Genomic DNA, 16,046 nt, shown 5'->3' with positions numbered 1-16,046 from the left:
CATCACTTACTCGCCTTTTTTCGCTGCCTGGATGTACAGCATTTCCAGTGCCAGCGTCGCTGCAGCCAGCGCAGTGATCTCAGACTGATCGTAAGCCGGCGCCACTTCCACCACATCCATACCGACGATGTTCAGATCTTTCAGACCGCGTACCAGCTTAATGGCGCGATCGGAAGTCAGGCCACCGATCACCGGCGTGCCGGTACCCGGAGCAAACGCCGGATCCAGACAGTCGATGTCGAAGGTCAGATAAACCGGCATGTCGCCGACAATCTGCTTCACCTGAGCGATGATGTCGTCCACGCCGCGATCGTTCACCTGGCAGGCGTCCAGCACCGTAAAGCCGTTGTCTTTATCAAACTCGGTACGAATGCCGATCTGCACGGAGTGGTTCGGATCGATCAGGCCTTCGTTCGGTGCGGTGAAGAACATGGTGCCGTGGTCGAATTCGCAGCCGTTCGCGTAAGTGTCGGTATGGGCATCGAAGTGCACCAGCGCCATTTTACCGAAGTGCTTCGCATGGGCGCGCAGCAGTGGCAGCGTAACAAAATGGTCACCGCCGAAAGAGAGCATGCGCTTACCGGCAGCCAGCAGTTTCTCTGCGTGAGCCTGCAGCTTTTCACTCATTTCACGCGCATCGCCAAAGGCATACACCAGGTCACCGCAGTCAACCACGTTCAGGCGCTCGCGCATGTCGAAGTTCCACGGGAAGCGGTTATGCTCCCAGGCCAGGTTAGTGGAAACCTGGCGGATAGCTGCCGGGCCGTGGCGGCCACCGGCGCGACCGGAGGTCGCCATATCAAACGGCACGCCGGTGATCACCCAGTCCGCATCGCTGTCGTACGGCTGGAAGTTCATTGGAAGGCGTAAAAATCCAAAAGCGTTAGATACCAGAGAGTTATCGTACTGATGACCTAAAGTGCTCATGTCCTGACCTCTTTATAACGTCGGTGCATTAAAAATAGATGAAAAAAAATCCCCTCCGCGTCGTTAAGCCCGACGAGGAAGGGATTGATTCGAATAGTGCTGTTGCGGCGAATTATCGCCGCTAATTCATACGGGTTCAAGTGAGTATAACTCGCAGGCCCGGCCAGCGCAGCGCCACCGGGCATCAAGGCTTACTCGTCTTCCAGATACGTGTATCCGTACAGCCCGGCTTCGAACTCTTCCAGGAACTGCTGCTGCAACGCGGCGTCCAGATCGGTCTTTTTCACCTGATCGCGGAACTGGGTCAGCAGTTTTTTCGGATCGAGCTGAACGTACTGCAGCATATCCGCCACGGTGTCACCCTCGTCAGAGAGTTCCACTTCCACGTTGCCGTCAGGGAAGACAAACACGTCAACCGCCTCGGTATCACCGAACAGGTTGTGCATATTGCCCAGAATTTCCTGATACGCACCAACCATAAAGAAGCCCAGCATTGGCGGGTTCTCCGGGTCGTACTCCGGCATTGGCATGGTGGTCGCGATACCGTCCCCATCAATGTAGTGATCGATAGCCCCGTCGGAATCGCAGGTGATATCCAGCAGCACCGCACGGCGCTCAGGGATCTGATTCAGCCCTTCCAGCGGCATCACCGGGAACAGCTGATCGATACCCCAGGCATCCGGCATCGACTGGAACAGCGAGAAGTTGACGTACATTTTGTCCGCCATACGTTCCTGCAGCTCGTCGATAATCGGACGGTGCGCACGGTTGCTCGGGTCGAGCTGCTTCTGCACTTCATGGCACATGTTCAGGTACAGCTGCTCTGCCCACGCGCGTTCCTGCAGACTGAACGTACCGGAAGAGTAGCCGATGTGAATATCGTGCAGATCCATCTGGCTGTCGTGCAGCCATTCGCGCAGCGAACGACGGGTGCCCGGCTCATGCATCTCCTGCCAGGTTTCCCACATGCTTTGCAGCGCACGCGGCGCATCGTCAGCAGGCGGTGTCGCTTCGGTATATTCGTTGCGCTCAACGCCGATGATGTTCGACACCAGCACGGTATGGTGTGCGGTAACGGCGCGACCGGACTCGGTGATCACCGTGGGGTGCGGCAGACCATTCTCTTCACAGGCATCGCCAATCGCCCAGATGATGTTGTTGGCGTATTCGTTCAGGCCATAGTTCACCGAGCAGTCAGACTGCGAGCGGGTCCCTTCATAGTCCACGCCCAGACCGCCGCCGACGTCGAAGCACTGAATGTTGACGCCGAGCTTGTGCAACTCAACGTAAAAGCGTGCTGATTCGCGCACGCCGGTGGCGATGTCGCGGATGTTAGCCATCTGTGAGCCGAGGTGGAAGTGCAGCAGCTGAATACTGTCCAGACGCCCCTTCTCGCGCATGATTTCGACCAGCTGCAGAACCTGATTCGCCGCAAGGCCGAATTTGGATTTTTCACCGCCGGAGGACTGCCATTTACCGGAGCCCTGGGAGGCCAGACGCGCACGCACGCCAAGGCGCGGCACCACGTTCAGGCGCTCGGCCTCGTCCAGTACGATAGCGATTTCAGACATCTTCTCGATGACCAGATAGACCTTGTGGCCCATCTTCTCGCCAATCAGTGCCAGACGAATGTATTCACGGTCTTTATAGCCGTTACAGACGATCACCGACCGGGTCATGCCCGCGTGGGCCAGAACCGCCATCAGTTCCGCTTTGGAACCGGCTTCCAGTCCCAGCGGTTCACCGGAGTGAATCAGGGATTCAATGACGCGACGGTGCTGATTAACCTTGATCGGATAGACCAGGAAATAGTCGCCGTTATAGCCGTAGGATTCACGCGCGCGCTTGAAGGCAGCGTTAATCGAACGCAGGCGATGTTGCAGGATCTGCGGGAAGCAGAACAGTGCAGGCAAACGCTGGCCCTGCGCTTCACGGGCTTTCACCAGTTTGGCGAGATCGACGCGCGCTTCCGGTACGTCAGGATCAGGGCAAACGCTGATGTGGCCCAGCTCGTTGACGTCGTAATAATTATTGCCCCACCAGGCAATATTGTAAGTGCGCAGCATCTTGCTGGCTTCCTGGGAGCTCATCGCAACCTCCTGCATAGAACGTAGTACACCCTGTTCGCCTGCTGACGAAGGCGAAACCGAAGACATGTCGTCAGACATAGCGAACCTCAAAACTGACTATTCAGTGTAAAACAGTTGACTACTATCGCAGCGTTAATCTGCGATAACAACCCATTAACCGACCACTTATCCAGCACAGAATGCTGAAAGTCGGGTCGTGCGACCGGTTTCTTATTCATATCATTGTAAAACACGTATCCGAACTCTGTATGACAAGGTCCGGCGAAACCACGAGAAAACTCTTGTATTAACAAGAGCGCCCTTGTTCATTCTTCACAAGGCGTAATACCGGCCCTGGAATCCTGAGAAGCGCCGAGATGGGTATAACATCGGCAGGTTTGCAGATTAGACATGCGAATGGCGGGGAACAGGTTCCGACCTGAAGGGCAGAACGAATTAAGCAGAAAACGACGGTTCATTATCTCGACTCACCTCCACGCAAGCTTACGTAAACTCGCGACAAGTTAAAGCTAAAAATTCACTGCTTTACCCGGCTGGAAGTGGCGACACGCAGTAACGTCGTGTGCTTTTTGTATGAGCCGCGCGCCGCGTTTTATACCGACATGACCGGGAAAATGCAAAATATAAATGTGAGCATTGCCAGCACCGTCAGGAAAAATTTCCAGCCGGGTTTTCAATGCCGTGAGAGCGGATTCAAAAAAAGCTGGAAATCGGGCGAAGAAGTGACCTAAAATAGCCGTCCAGATGTTAATCCATCTATACTGATTAACACTCAGACTGCCAGTGTCATCGTCTGTAAGTCCTGGTAGAAAACGCTGCTATGGCTATCCCACACAACAGTTTGAGCTAACCAAATTCTCCTTAGGTAAATTAAAACATGGCAAAACACCTGTTTACGTCCGAGTCCGTATCAGAAGGACATCCTGATAAAATTGCTGACCAAATCTCCGATGCGGTGCTGGATGCGATCCTCGAGCAGGATCCGAAAGCGCGCGTAGCCTGTGAAACCTATGTCAAAACCGGCATGGTAATGGTTGGCGGTGAAATCACCACCAGTGCCTGGGTTGATATCGAAGAGATCACCCGTAACACCGTGCGTGAAATCGGCTATGTGCATTCTGATATGGGCTTTGATGCCAACTCGTGCGCCGTACTGAGCGCCATTGGCAAACAGTCCCCGGACATCAACCAGGGCGTTGACCGTGCCGATCCGCTGGAACAGGGTGCGGGCGACCAGGGCCTGATGTTTGGCTATGCAACCAACGAAACTGACGTGCTGATGCCAGCGCCAATCACCTATGCTCACCGTCTGGTGCAGCGTCAGGCTGAAGTGCGTAAAAACGGCTCTCTGCCGTGGCTGCGCCCGGATGCAAAAAGCCAGGTCACCTTCCAGTACGATGACGGCAAAATTGTCGGTATCGATGCGGTCGTTCTGTCGACTCAGCATTCTGAAGACATCGATCAGAAATCCCTGCAGGAAGCAGTGATGGAAGAGATCATCAAGCCGGTTCTGCCGACCGAGTGGCTGAATACGTCGACTAAATTCTTCATCAACCCAACCGGCCGCTTTGTTATCGGTGGACCAATGGGCGACTGCGGCCTGACCGGTCGTAAAATCATTGTTGATACCTACGGCGGCATGGCGCGTCACGGTGGCGGCGCATTCTCTGGTAAGGATCCGTCTAAAGTTGACCGTTCTGCAGCCTACGCAGCACGCTATGTGGCGAAAAACATCGTTGCTGCAGGCCTGGCTGACCGCTGTGAAATCCAGGTGTCCTACGCCATCGGCGTGGCAGAGCCAACCTCCATCATGGTTGAAACCTTCGGTACTGAAAAAGTGCCTACGGAGCAACTGACCCTGCTGGTGCGCGAGTTCTTCGACCTGCGTCCATACGGTCTGATCCAGATGCTTGACCTGCTGCACCCAATCTACAAAGAAACCGCTGCCTACGGTCACTTTGGTCGTGAACATTTCCCATGGGAAAAAACCGACAAAGCGGCTCAGCTGCGTGAAGCCGCCGGTCTGAAGTAATCGACTGACCGCTTGTGTGAAAAAGCCAGCCTCGTGCTGGCTTTTTGCTTTTCTGCCGCTCGTACCCCCGCCTGAAATCGCTTACATCAAGACAAACTCCGCGCCCTTTCGGATTACTCTCTTTGTCACCCCCGCCTCTCTGACATATTTTTACTGTTTCCTAATCAAATCTTTACAATGACAAAACAACTAACCCACAGGGAGGGCTGAATGCCTGACAATAATAAACACGGGCGGACGTCCAACAGGACAATGACGTTTTTTGTCTGCTTCCTCGCCGCACTGGCAGGATTACTTTTCGGTCTGGATATTGGCGTTATTGCCGGTGCGCTGCCCTTTATTACCGATGAATTCCAGATAACCGCCCATACCCAGGAGTGGGTGGTCAGCTCGATGATGTTCGGTGCCGCGGTCGGCGCGGTCGGCAGCGGCTGGCTCTCCTTCAAACTCGGGCGTAAGAAAAGCCTGATGATTGGTGCGATCCTGTTCGTGGCGGGCTCGCTCTTTTCCGCCGCTGCCCCTAACGTTGAAGTGCTGATTGCCTCCCGCGTATTGCTGGGTCTGGCGGTCGGGGTCGCCTCTTACACTGCCCCGCTGTACTTGTCCGAGATCGCGCCGGAGAAAATTCGCGGCAGCATGATCTCCATGTACCAGCTGATGATCACCATCGGTATTCTCGGGGCCTATCTTTCCGATACCGCGTTCAGCTACAGCGGAGCATGGCGCTGGATGCTGGGGGTGATCATAATCCCGGCGATCCTGCTGCTGATTGGCGTCTTCTTCCTGCCGGACAGCCCCCGCTGGTTCGCCGCCAAACGGCGCTTTAACGATGCAGAACGTGTGTTACTGCGCCTGCGCGACACCCGTGCCGAAGCGAAAAACGAGCTGGATGAGATTCGCGAAAGCCTGAAGGTTAAGCAGAGCGGCTGGGCACTGTTTAAAGAGAACAGCAACTTCCGTCGGGCGGTATTCCTCGGTGTGCTGCTGCAGGTGATGCAGCAGTTCACCGGGATGAACGTCATCATGTATTACGCGCCCAAAATCTTTGAGCTGGCGGGATACACCAACACCACCGAGCAGATGTGGGGCACGGTGATCGTCGGCCTGACCAACGTGCTGGCGACCTTCATCGCCATCGGCCTGGTGGATCGCTGGGGCCGTAAACCAACCCTGACGCTGGGCTTCCTGGTGATGGCGGTAGGAATGGGGGTGCTGGGAACGATGATGCATATGGGCATCCACTCAACCACCGCTCAGTACTTTGCGGTAGGCATGCTGCTGATGTTTATCACCGGCTTTGCGATGAGCGCAGGTCCGCTGATTTGGGTGCTGTGTTCTGAGATCCAGCCTCTGAAAGGCCGCGACTTTGGCATCACCTGCTCCACCGCCACCAACTGGATAGCCAACATGATCGTCGGCGCCACCTTCCTGACCATGCTCGACACGCTGGGCAATGCCAACACCTTCTGGGTGTATGGGGGTCTGAACCTGCTGTTTATCGTCCTGACTCTGTGGCTGGTTCCTGAAACCAAACATGTGTCGCTGGAACATATCGAACGCAACCTGATGAAAGGCCGTCCGCTGCGCGAAATCGGCGCCCACGACTGATGGACCAGGCTTCCTCCCGCCCGGGAGGAAGCCCCTTGCACCGCCCCGCCGCACGCTCTATGCTCTGCCCCTATGAAAACACCCCGTCTTCCCATTGCGCTCCAGCACGCTCTCAAGCGCTGCCTGCGCGACAAACTGGCGCAGGCTAACCTGAAGCTCGCCCGGAACTACCCGGAACCGAAACTGGTCTGGCAGCAGCGCGGCACCGCAGCGGGAACCGCCTGGCTGGAAGCGTACGAGATCCGCCTGAACCCCGTACTGCTGCTGGAAAACCAGCAGGCCTTTATCGACGAAGTGGTCCCACACGAGCTGGCGCATCTGCTGGTGTGGAAGCACTTTGGCCGCGTCGCCCCCCACGGCAAAGAGTGGAAGTGGATGATGGAAGCGGTGCTCGGCGTCCCGGCGCGCCGCACGCATCAGTTCGAGCTGGATTCCGTTCAACGCAATACCTTCCCCTACCGCTGCGGGTGTCAGCAGCACCAGCTTACCGTGCGCCGTCATAACCGGGTGGTGCGCAAAGAAGCCACCTACCGCTGCGTAAAGTGCGGTGAACCGCTTATTGCCGAGTAACCGACGGAATCATCAGGAACTTTCATGATCTGACTGATTGCATACCAGAACAACATTCGCTACGTTGCGGGCTCGTTTTGACACGGAGTTCACGATGTCCCGTAATTTCTCTCTCGCGGTCGCCTTTCTGGCGACGGCATTTTCAGGCCATGCGCTGGCCGACGGTATCAACAGTTTCTCTCAAGCCAAAGCTGCTGGCGTTAAGGTCAACGCCGACGTTGCGGGCGATTTTTACTGCGGCTGCAAAATTAACTGGCAGGGTAAAAAAGGGGTCGTGGATCTTGCGTCCTGCGGCTACAAAGTGCGTAAAAATGAGAACCGCGCCAGCCGAATTGAATGGGAACATGTGGTTCCGGCATGGCAGTTCGGCCACCAGCGTCAGTGCTGGCAGGACGGCGGGCGTAAAAACTGCAACAACGATCCTGGCTACCGCAAGATGGAGATCGACATGCATAACCTGCAGCCTGCGGTGGGCGAGGTGAATGGCGATCGCGGCAACTTTATGTACAGCCAGTGGAATGGCGGCGAAGGCCAGTATGGCCAGTGCGCCATGAAGGTAGATTTTAAAGAGAAGCTCGCCGAGCCGCCGGTCCGCGCGCGCGGCAGCATCGCCCGGACCTACTTCTATATGCGCGATCGCTATGAACTCACCCTCTCGCGCCAGCAAACCCAGCTGTTTAACGCCTGGGACAAACTGTATCCGGTGACGGACTGGGAGTGTCAGCGCGATGAGCGTATCGCCAAAGTACAGGGGAATCATAACCCATACGTGCAGCGCGCTTGCCAGGCGCAAAAGAGCTAACCTACACTAGCGGGAATTGTTTATTCGCCCCTCGCCCTCACCTTCTCCCCACAGGGCTGAGGGGGCAGATCGATGGAATTCTTTGACTATGCGCATTCCCCGTATTTATCACCCGGAACTGATTACCGCAGGCAGTGAAATTGCCCTGTCCGAAGAGGCCGCCAACCACGTTGGCCGCGTGCTGCGGATGGGCGCAGGCCAGGCGATTCAGCTGTTTGATGGTTCAAACCAGGTCTTTGACGCCGAAATTACCCGCGCCGATAAAAAAAGCGTGCAGGTCAGCATCCTGCGTGGCGAAATCGACGATCGTGAATCGCCGCTGCATATTCACCTGGGTCAGGTGATGTCCCGTGGCGAAAAAATGGAATTCACTATCCAGAAATCGATCGAACTGGGTGTAAGCCTCATTACGCCACTTTTTTCTGAGCGCTGTGGCGTTAAACTGGATGCCGAACGTCTGAACAAGAAGCTCCAGCAGTGGCAAAAAATCGCCGTTGCCGCCTGCGAACAGTCCGGCCGCAACCGCGTTCCGGAGATCCGCCCGGCGATGGATCTCGAAGCCTGGTGTGCCGAAGAGGAGCAGGGCCTGAAGCTCAACCTGCATCCCCGCGCCAGCGCCAGCATCAATACGCTGCCGCTGCCGGTTGAGCGCGTGCGGCTGCTGATTGGCCCGGAAGGCGGTCTGTCGGCGGATGAAATCGCCATGACCGCACGCTACCAGTTTACTGATATTCTGTTGGGACCCCGCGTTCTGCGTACTGAAACCACCGCGCTGACCGCCATTACTGCCCTGCAGGTGCGTTTTGGCGATTTAGGTTGAAGCATTAACGGAGAAGACAATGATTAAGCTCGGCATCGTGATGGACCCCATCGCAAGCATCAATATCAAGAAAGATTCCAGCTTCGCTATGCTGCTGGAAGCGCAACGTCGCGGCTATCAGCTCCACTATATGGAGATGAGCGACCTTTACCTGATTAACGGCGAAGCCCGGGCGCGCACCCGCATCGTCAACGTCGAGCAGAATTACGATAAATGGTATGAATTTGGCTCCGAGCAGGATCTGCCCCTTGCTGAACTCGATGTCATCCTGATGCGTAAAGATCCGCCGTTTGACACCGAATTTATCTACTGCACCTATATTCTCGAGCGTGCAGAAGAGAAAGGCACCCTGATCGTTAACAAACCGCAGAGCCTGCGTGACTGCAACGAGAAGCTCTACACCGCCTGGTTCTCTGATCTGACGCCTGACACGCTGGTCACGCGCAACAAGGCCCAGCTGAAAGCCTTCTGGCAGAAGCACGGCGATATCATCCTGAAACCGCTGGATGGAATGGGCGGCGCGTCCATTTTCCGCGTCAAAGAGGGTGACCCAAACCTGGGCGTAATCGCCGAAACCCTGACCGAGCATGGCTCACGCTACTGTATGGCGCAGAACTATATTCCAGCCATTGTTGATGGCGACAAGCGCGTGCTGGTGGTGGACGGCGAGCCGGTGCCCTACTGCCTGGCGCGTATTCCGCAGGGTGGCGAAACCCGTGGGAACCTGGCTGCCGGTGGCCGCGGTGAGCCGCGTCCATTGACCGAAAGCGACTGGGAAATTGCCCGCCGCGTCGGCCCAATGCTGAAGGCCAAAGGGCTTATCTTTGTCGGCCTCGACATCATTGGCGATCGCCTGACGGAAGTGAATGTCACCAGCCCAACCTGTATTCGCGAGATCGAAGCGGAATTCCCGGTCTCTATTACCGGCATGCTGATGGACGCGATTGAAAAACGTCTGAAGCAATAACACAGCCAATACTGTTAGTGACAGTATCCGGGTTTCTACGCATACTGGGTGCTGTCGCTTTTTAAACCAGGAAACAGATCTCTGACAATGAATTTACAGCATCACTTTCTTATTGCCATGCCTGCTCTCCAGGATCCGATTTTCCGTCGTTCAGTCGTTTATATCTGCGAATACAGCGATGATGGCGCGATGGGTATCATCATCAATAAACCGCTGGAAAATCTTACCGTTGAAGGCATTCTGGAAAAGTTAAAAATTTCCCAGGACGCGCGCGTGCCTGAAATTCGCCTCGACAAACCGGTTATGCTGGGTGGCCCGCTGGCCGAAGAACGTGGCTTTATTTTGCATACGCCGCCGGGCTTCGCTTCCAGCATCCGTATTTCGGACAACACCGTTATCACCACCTCCCGCGACGTGCTGGAGACGCTGGGTACGGAAAACCACCCTACCGACGTGCTGGTGGCGCTTGGCTATGCCTCATGGGAAAAAGGCCAGCTTGAGCAGGAGATCCTCGACAACGCGTGGCTGACGGCACCTGCGGACTTAAACATTCTGTTTAAAACCCCGATCGCCGATCGCTGGCGTGATGCAGCAAAACTGATTGGCATCGATATCCAGACCATGCCTGGCGTAGCGGGGCATGCCTGATGAGCGGTACTCTCCTCGCATTTGATTTCGGCACCAAAAGTATCGGTGTGGCGATTGGTCAGCGTATTACCGGCACCGCCCGCCCGCTGACGGCCATCAAGGCGCAAAACGGCACCCCGGACTGGAATCTGATTGAGCGTCTGTTAAAAGAGTGGCAGCCAGAGGCCGTGATCGTTGGTCTGCCCTTAAACATGGATGGCACCGAACAGCCGCTGACCGCCAGGGCGCGTAATTTTGCCAATAAGATCCACGGTCGTTTTGGCGTGGCGATCAAGCTGCACGATGAACGCCTGAGCACGGTCGAAGCCCGCGCAGGCCTGTTTGAGCATGGTGGTTTTCGCGCCCTCAACAAAGGCAGCGTTGACTCCGCCTCCGCAGTGATCATCCTCGAAAGCTTCTTCGAACAGGGTTACTGAACCCTGCCCGAAGGAGTGCCCGCACTCACGACATGTCCAGCAGTTTGCCGTTGAGCGCCGTCAGCGCAGCAAGACGGCTCTGGATGCTCTGCTCGTCAATATTCCACATGCCAGCAAACGCCAGCGCGGCATGATGGGCACCCACCGGCTGCGCCATTGAGACCTCGCCGTCGTCATGATGCCAGATAACTCGCCCCTGCTGGCGCTGCTGCGCAACGTGTGGGGCAAGCTGTTGCCACTGTTCCGGGCTAAAGCGCGGTATTAATGCTGCGTCCGTTTCGGCGGCCAGCAGTGACATCCCAATAACCGATTGCCACGCAGGCAACATATGGTAACCGGCCAACGCCTGGCTAGTCTGGCTCCCGGGCACCGAGTGCCAGATATAAATCACCTGATCCTCCCACAGCACGCCCAACGCCACCACGATATCGCGCGGTGCCAGACGTTCCAGCTGCGGCAGCGCGCGGGAAAACAGCTCCGAACCCCGGATCGCCTGCGCCGCCAGGGCATGAATGCCGGGGCCGGGCAGATAGCGCCGCTGTTCATCCTGCATGGTCAGGCCAATGGAGGCCATCGACATCAGCAGGCGGTTCACCCTTGTGGTGTTGATCCCCATCAGCCGCGCAAGTTCACGACAACCGATGGCGCGGCCGCTGGAGACCAGATATTGCAGACAGCGAATGCCGTCAATCAGACTTTGATTCGGTTGGGATGACATAGCCGTTTTCTGTGAGTGCAGGTCAGAGTCTGATTCTACCGCCAGCGCCGCAGGATACAAGGTATGGCGCGGTTTACCCCAGCCGCCCCTGCGCCCTTCTCTCGGCGAGGCTCTGCTCAAAATTTTGCATCCCTGCCTGCAGCCCGGTCTGAATCACCCCGGGCAGCTGATAGCTTTTGCCTTCGCGGATCAAATTTGCCGCCGCAGGGGTATTGATCAGCAGTTCAAACAGGGCGACACGCCCCTGCTGGTTATCCCGCTCCAGCTTTTGCGCCAGCACCGCACACAGGCTTCCCGCCAGCTGTTTACGCACAGGATCTTTTTCCTGAGCGGGAAAGGCATCCACCAGCCGTTCGATGGCCTGTGCCGCGCCACGGGTATGTAGCGTCGCCAGCACCAGATGACCCGTCTCCGCTGCCGTCAGCGCAAGACGGATAGTTTCGCTGTCGCGCAGTTCACCCAGCAGAATGACGTCGGGATCTTCACGCAGTGCGGCGCGAAGTGCCTCGGCAAACGTCGGGCAGTGCAGGCCAATCTCCCGCTGCTGGACCAGGCTGCGCTTGCTCTGATGGATAAACTCCACCGGATCTTCCAGGGTCAGGATATGCCCGTCGCTGGAGCAGTTAAGAAAATCGACCATCGCCGCAAGGGTGGTCGATTTACCGCTGCCTGTGGCGCCCGTCACCAGAATCAGGCCGTTATCGCTGGCCAGCAGCTCGGGTAACGCCCGCGGCGTACCCAACGACCGCAGCTGCGGACAGTGTTCCGGTAGCAGCCGGAGCGCCAGCGAGCAGCCCTGCGTATGAGCAAAAGCGCTGCCGCGCAGGCGCTGTTGATTCTGCAGCGTCACGGCAAAATCCACCTGCCCGCAGGTGCACCATGCCCCCTGCTGTTTATCGCTGAGCCAGCTTTTTATCAGCGCGACGACGTCCGGCCCCGGAAAAGGCGCCAACTCCATTTTGCCCCGCCGTCGCCAGCGAGGCGGCGCATTACTGCACAGGTGTAGATCCGACACGTTATGCTTTACACTAAGGGCCACAATTTCTTCCATATCCATATAACGATCCTCGGAAAATGAACGACATTGCGCACAACCTGGCACAGATCCGGGACAAAATCTCAGCCGCAGCAATGCGTTGCGGCCGTGCTTCAGAAGAAGTGGCACTGCTTGCAGTCAGCAAAACCAAGCCTGCGAGCGCCATCGCAGAAGCAATCGCGGCAGGCCAGCGCGCATTCGGCGAAAACTACGTGCAGGAAGGGGTAGAGAAAATTCGCCTCTTTCGCGAAAACGGCCATACGGACCTTACATGGCACTTTATCGGGCCGCTGCAGTCGAACAAAAGCCGTCTGGTCGCCGAGCATTTTGACTGGTGCCACACCGTCGATCGCCTGCGCATTGCCACACGCCTGAGCGAGCAACGCCCTGGTGATATGACACCGCTTAACGTGCTGATTCAAATCAATATCAGTGACGAAAACAGCAAGTCAGGCATTACGCTGGACGAACTGGATGCGCTGGCGGATCAGGTTGCGGCGCTTCCTGGCCTTCAGCTTCGCGGGTTAATGGCGATCCCGGCCCCGGAACCCGATTACGACAGGCAATTTGCCGTCGCCCAGCAAATGGCTGTAGCATTTGGGGCGCTTAAAGCGCGCTACCCGACGGTCGACACGCTTTCGCTGGGCATGACGGACGATATGGACGCCGCTATCGCGGCTGGCAGCACCATGGTGCGCATCGGAACGGCTATTTTCGGTGCGCGCGATTACACCCAATAATCCCCATACTAAGGAAACCTGAGGAACGCCATGAAGACGTTGACCTTCTTGCTCTCAACGGTCATTGAACTGTATACGATGGTGCTTTTGTTGCGCGTCTGGATGCAGTGGGCCCGTTGTGATTTTTACAATCCCTTCTCGCAGTTTGTCGTCAAAGTGACCCAGCCAATCATCGGGCCACTGCGCCGGGTGATCCCACCGATGGGGCCGATCGACAGCGCATCCATGCTTGTGGCGCTGATTTTGTGCGTGATCAAAGCGATCGTGCTGTTTATGGTGGTCACCTTCCAGCCGATCATCTGGATCGCCGCCGTGCTGATCCTGGTAAAAACAATCGGTCTGCTGGTGTTCTGGGTGCTGATGGTAATGGCGATCATGAGCTGGGTCAGCCGGGGTCGTAGCCCGGTGGAATATTCGTTAATTCAGCTGACCGAGCCGCTGCTGCGCCCGATCCGTAACCTGCTGCCAGCGATGGGCGGAATCGACTTCTCGCCGATGATCCTCGTGCTGCTGCTGTATGTGATCAACATGGGTATCGCGGAACTGCTGCAGTCCACGGGCAACATCCTGCTGCCGGGGCTGTGGATGGCGCTATGAGTGCTGTCAGCACCTGCGCCGACGGGCTGGTTTTACGGCTGTACATTCAGCCGAAAGCCAGCCGTGACGCGATTGTTGGGCTGCATGGCGACGAGTTAAAAGTCGCCATCACCGCCCCACCGGTGGACGGCCAGGCGAATGCACATCTGGTGAAGTATCTGGCGAAACAGTTTCGCGTCGCCAAAGGCCAGGTGATCCTCGAGAAGGGTGAACTGGGTCGCCACAAGCAGGTCAAAATTGTTAATCCGCATTACATCCCGACGGACGTCGCGGCACTGATACCACAGGATTAAACCATGCAAAAAGTTGTTCTCGCTACCGGTAACGCCGGTAAAGTGCGCGAGCTGGCCTCGCTGTTAAATGATTTCGGTCTGGATGTGGTCGCGCAGACCGAGCTGGGCGTGGACTCTGCTGAAGAGACCGGCCTGACGTTTATTGAAAACGCCATTCTGAAAGCGCGTCACGCCGCGCAGATTACGGGTCTGCCTGCCATCGCTGATGATTCTGGTCTGGCGGTTGATGCGCTGGGCGGCGCGCCGGGGATTTACTCCGCCCGCTATTCCGGCGTTGATGCCAGCGACCAGCAAAATCTGGAAAAGCTGCTGGCAACCTTGAAAGATGTCCCGGATGCACAGCGCCAGGCACAGTTCCACTGCGTGCTGGTGTATCTGCGTCATGCCGAGGATCCGACTCCTCTGGTCTGTCACGGCAGCTGGCCTGGCGTCATCGCTCACGAAGCGGCAGGCAGTGGCGGCTTTGGCTACGATCCGATTTTCTTTGTCCCTTCTGAGGGCAAGACCGCGGCCGAACTGAGTCGTGAAGAAAAAAGCGCGATTTCCCATCGTGGGCGCGCACTAAAACTGTTACTGGAAGCGTTACGTAATGGCTAATTTGCCACCTCTGAGTCTTTATATTCACATCCCGTGGTGCGTGCAGAAATGCCCGTACTGCGATTTCAATTCGCATGCGCTGAAGGGTGAAGTGCCGCATGACGACTACGTTCAGCACCTGTTGCAGGATCTGGATGCCGACGTTGCTTACGCGCAGGGACGTGAAGTTAAGACCATTTTTATCGGTGGCGGTACGCCGAGCCTGCTCTCGGGCCCGGCGATGCAGACGCTGCTCGACGGCGTGCGCGCACGTCTGAATCTGGCAGCGGATGCAGAAATTACCATGGAGGCCAATCCGGGCACCGTTGAGGCCGATCGTTTTGTCGACTATCAGCGCGCCGGGGTGAACCGCATCTCGATCGGGGTGCAGAGTTTTAGTGCGCCAAAACTGCAGCGTCTGGGGCGTATTCATGGCCCGGATGAGGCAAAGCGCGCCGCACACCTGGCGACCGGACTGGGGTTGCGCAGCTTTAACCTCGACCTGATGCACGGCCTGCCGGATCAATCGCTGGACGAAGCGCTGGACGATTTGCGCCAGGCCATCGATCTGAATCCGCCGCATCTCTCGTGGTATCAGCTGACGATTGAGCCCAACACGCTGTTTGGCTCGCGCCCGCCGGTGCTACCCGACGATGACGCGCTGTGGGATATCTTCGAGCAGGGCCACCAGCTGCTGACTGCCGCCGGGTATCAGCAGTACGAAACCTCGGCCTATGCAAAGCCGGGCTACCAGTGTCAGCACAATCTGAACTACTGGCGGTTTGGCGATTACTTAGGGATTGGCTGCGGCGCCCACGGCAAAGTGAGCTTCCCGAACGGGCGCATCCTGCGTACCACCAAAACGCGCCATCCGCGTGGCTATATGGAAGGGCGCTATCTGGAGCGTCAACATGACGTTGAAGCGCACGACAAGCCATTCGAGTTCTTTATGAACCGCTTCCGTCTGCTGGAACCCGCGCCGCGCGCGGAGTTTGCCCGCTATACCGGTCTTTCCGAAGCGGTCATCCGCCCACAGATTGACGCCGCGCTGGCGCAGGGCTATCTGACCGAGTGCGACGATTTCTGGCAGATAACCGAGCACGGCAAACTGTTCTTAAACTCCCTTCTTGAGCTGTTCCTCGCCGAAGATTCCTGAAGACAGATTCAGGATTTTGCATCCCGCTCTGCTGGCTGAGGAATTAGCTG

19 protein-coding genes are annotated in these 16,046 nt (G+C 56.9%); 13 read left to right on the top strand and 6 right to left on the bottom strand.

The genetic code is table 11. The features are described from left to right. Positions 1 to 6 precede the first annotated feature (6 nt). The 4 genes from speB to M8014_RS22915 all read right to left on the bottom strand — a co-directional run bounded on the left by speB (position 7) and on the right by M8014_RS22915 (position 3,475). Complete coding sequence (gene speB, locus M8014_RS22615) at positions 7 to 927, bottom strand: agmatinase (protein ID WP_025757725.1); 921 nt, start codon at positions 925 to 927, stop codon at positions 7 to 9. Between the two features lie 191 nt (positions 928 to 1,118). Beyond that, the gene (speA, locus tag M8014_RS22610) at positions 1,119 to 3,095 is read right to left on the bottom strand and encodes a biosynthetic arginine decarboxylase (RefSeq protein ID WP_271284601.1); all 1,977 of its coding nucleotides are present in this window, start codon (positions 3,093 to 3,095) and stop codon (positions 1,119 to 1,121) included. 8 nt (positions 3,096 to 3,103) lie between these two features. After that, positions 3,104 to 3,235: an acid stress response protein YqgB gene (yqgB, locus tag M8014_RS22605; RefSeq protein ID WP_336264866.1), complete on the bottom strand. Its 132-nt coding sequence runs from the start codon at positions 3,233 to 3,235 to the stop codon at positions 3,104 to 3,106. Positions 3,236 to 3,322: 87 nt separating this feature from the next. Continuing rightward, a complete protein-coding gene (locus M8014_RS22915; protein WP_418939626.1) occupies positions 3,323 to 3,475 on the bottom strand; it encodes a hypothetical protein in 153 nt (50 codons plus the stop codon). A gap of 419 nt (positions 3,476 to 3,894) precedes the next feature. Here M8014_RS22915 and metK point away from each other — a divergent pair, with 419 nt between their 5' ends. The 8 genes from metK (at position 3,895) to ruvX (ending at position 10,880) form a co-directional block, all read left to right on the top strand. Continuing rightward, positions 3,895 to 5,049, top strand: coding sequence for a methionine adenosyltransferase (gene metK, locus M8014_RS22600; RefSeq protein ID WP_271284600.1), 1,155 nt, complete (start codon positions 3,895 to 3,897; stop codon positions 5,047 to 5,049). Between the two features lie 210 nt (positions 5,050 to 5,259). After that, the gene (galP, locus tag M8014_RS22595; protein ID WP_271284599.1) at positions 5,260 to 6,657 is read left to right on the top strand and encodes a galactose/proton symporter; all 1,398 of its coding nucleotides are present in this window, start codon (positions 5,260 to 5,262) and stop codon (positions 6,655 to 6,657) included. 72 nt (positions 6,658 to 6,729) lie between these two features. Further along, positions 6,730 to 7,227, top strand: coding sequence for a SprT family zinc-dependent metalloprotease (locus tag M8014_RS22590; RefSeq protein WP_271284598.1), 498 nt, complete (start codon positions 6,730 to 6,732; stop codon positions 7,225 to 7,227). A gap of 94 nt (positions 7,228 to 7,321) precedes the next feature. Continuing rightward, positions 7,322 to 8,029 (top strand): deoxyribonuclease I, encoded by a 708-nt coding sequence (gene endA, locus M8014_RS22585; RefSeq protein WP_271284597.1) that lies wholly within the window; start codon positions 7,322 to 7,324, stop codon positions 8,027 to 8,029. 88 nt (positions 8,030 to 8,117) lie between these two features. Further along, positions 8,118 to 8,849: a 16S rRNA (uracil(1498)-N(3))-methyltransferase gene (rsmE, locus tag M8014_RS22580; protein WP_271284596.1), complete on the top strand. Its 732-nt coding sequence runs from the start codon at positions 8,118 to 8,120 to the stop codon at positions 8,847 to 8,849. 19 nt (positions 8,850 to 8,868) lie between these two features. Continuing rightward, positions 8,869 to 9,816: a glutathione synthase gene (gshB, locus tag M8014_RS22575; RefSeq protein WP_271284595.1), complete on the top strand. Its 948-nt coding sequence runs from the start codon at positions 8,869 to 8,871 to the stop codon at positions 9,814 to 9,816. An 87-nt stretch (positions 9,817 to 9,903) separates the two neighbouring features. Continuing rightward, complete coding sequence (locus tag M8014_RS22570) at positions 9,904 to 10,464, top strand: YqgE/AlgH family protein (RefSeq protein WP_271284594.1); 561 nt, start codon at positions 9,904 to 9,906, stop codon at positions 10,462 to 10,464. Beyond that, complete coding sequence (gene ruvX / locus M8014_RS22565) at positions 10,464 to 10,880, top strand: Holliday junction resolvase RuvX (RefSeq protein WP_271284593.1); 417 nt, start codon at positions 10,464 to 10,466, stop codon at positions 10,878 to 10,880. Before M8014_RS22570 ends, ruvX begins: the two co-directional genes overlap by 1 nt. 25 nt (positions 10,881 to 10,905) lie before the next feature. Here the strand turns inward: ruvX and M8014_RS22560 are convergent, their stop codons facing one another. Next, positions 10,906 to 11,598 (bottom strand): IclR family transcriptional regulator, encoded by a 693-nt coding sequence (locus M8014_RS22560; protein ID WP_271284592.1) that lies wholly within the window; start codon positions 11,596 to 11,598, stop codon positions 10,906 to 10,908. A gap of 73 nt (positions 11,599 to 11,671) precedes the next feature. Next, a complete protein-coding gene (locus M8014_RS22555; protein WP_271284591.1) occupies positions 11,672 to 12,655 on the bottom strand; it encodes a type IV pilus twitching motility protein PilT in 984 nt (327 codons plus the stop codon). Between the two features lie 17 nt (positions 12,656 to 12,672). Between M8014_RS22555 and M8014_RS22550 the strand changes: the two genes are divergently transcribed. Genes M8014_RS22550 through hemW form a run of 5 tightly spaced genes read left to right on the top strand, consistent with a single transcriptional unit; the run spans position 12,673 to position 15,996 of the window. Beyond that, complete coding sequence (locus M8014_RS22550) at positions 12,673 to 13,374, top strand: YggS family pyridoxal phosphate-dependent enzyme (protein ID WP_271284590.1); 702 nt, start codon at positions 12,673 to 12,675, stop codon at positions 13,372 to 13,374. Positions 13,375 to 13,404: 30 nt separating this feature from the next. Beyond that, complete coding sequence (locus tag M8014_RS22545) at positions 13,405 to 13,971, top strand: YggT family protein (protein WP_271284589.1); 567 nt, start codon at positions 13,405 to 13,407, stop codon at positions 13,969 to 13,971. Further along, a complete protein-coding gene (gene yggU / locus M8014_RS22540; protein WP_271284588.1) occupies positions 13,968 to 14,264 on the top strand; it encodes a DUF167 family protein YggU in 297 nt (98 codons plus the stop codon). The genes M8014_RS22545 and yggU overlap by 4 nt, the downstream gene beginning before the upstream one ends. Before the next feature lie 3 nt (positions 14,265 to 14,267). Further along, on the top strand, positions 14,268 to 14,861 hold the full coding sequence (locus tag M8014_RS22535; RefSeq protein ID WP_271284587.1) for an XTP/dITP diphosphatase: 594 nt from the start codon (positions 14,268 to 14,270) through the stop codon (positions 14,859 to 14,861). Further along, on the top strand, positions 14,854 to 15,996 hold the full coding sequence (hemW, locus tag M8014_RS22530) for a radical SAM family heme chaperone HemW (RefSeq protein WP_271284586.1): 1,143 nt from the start codon (positions 14,854 to 14,856) through the stop codon (positions 15,994 to 15,996). Before M8014_RS22535 ends, hemW begins: the two co-directional genes overlap by 8 nt. The last annotated feature ends 50 nt before the right edge of the window (positions 15,997 to 16,046 follow it).

This window comes from Silvania hatchlandensis, assembly GCF_025564065.1.
Classification (GTDB): Bacteria; Pseudomonadota; Gammaproteobacteria; order Enterobacterales; family Enterobacteriaceae; genus Enterobacter; species Enterobacter hatchlandensis.
The sequence above is the reverse complement of the archived record's forward strand: the minus strand, read 5'-3'. Positions and strand labels throughout refer to the sequence as shown.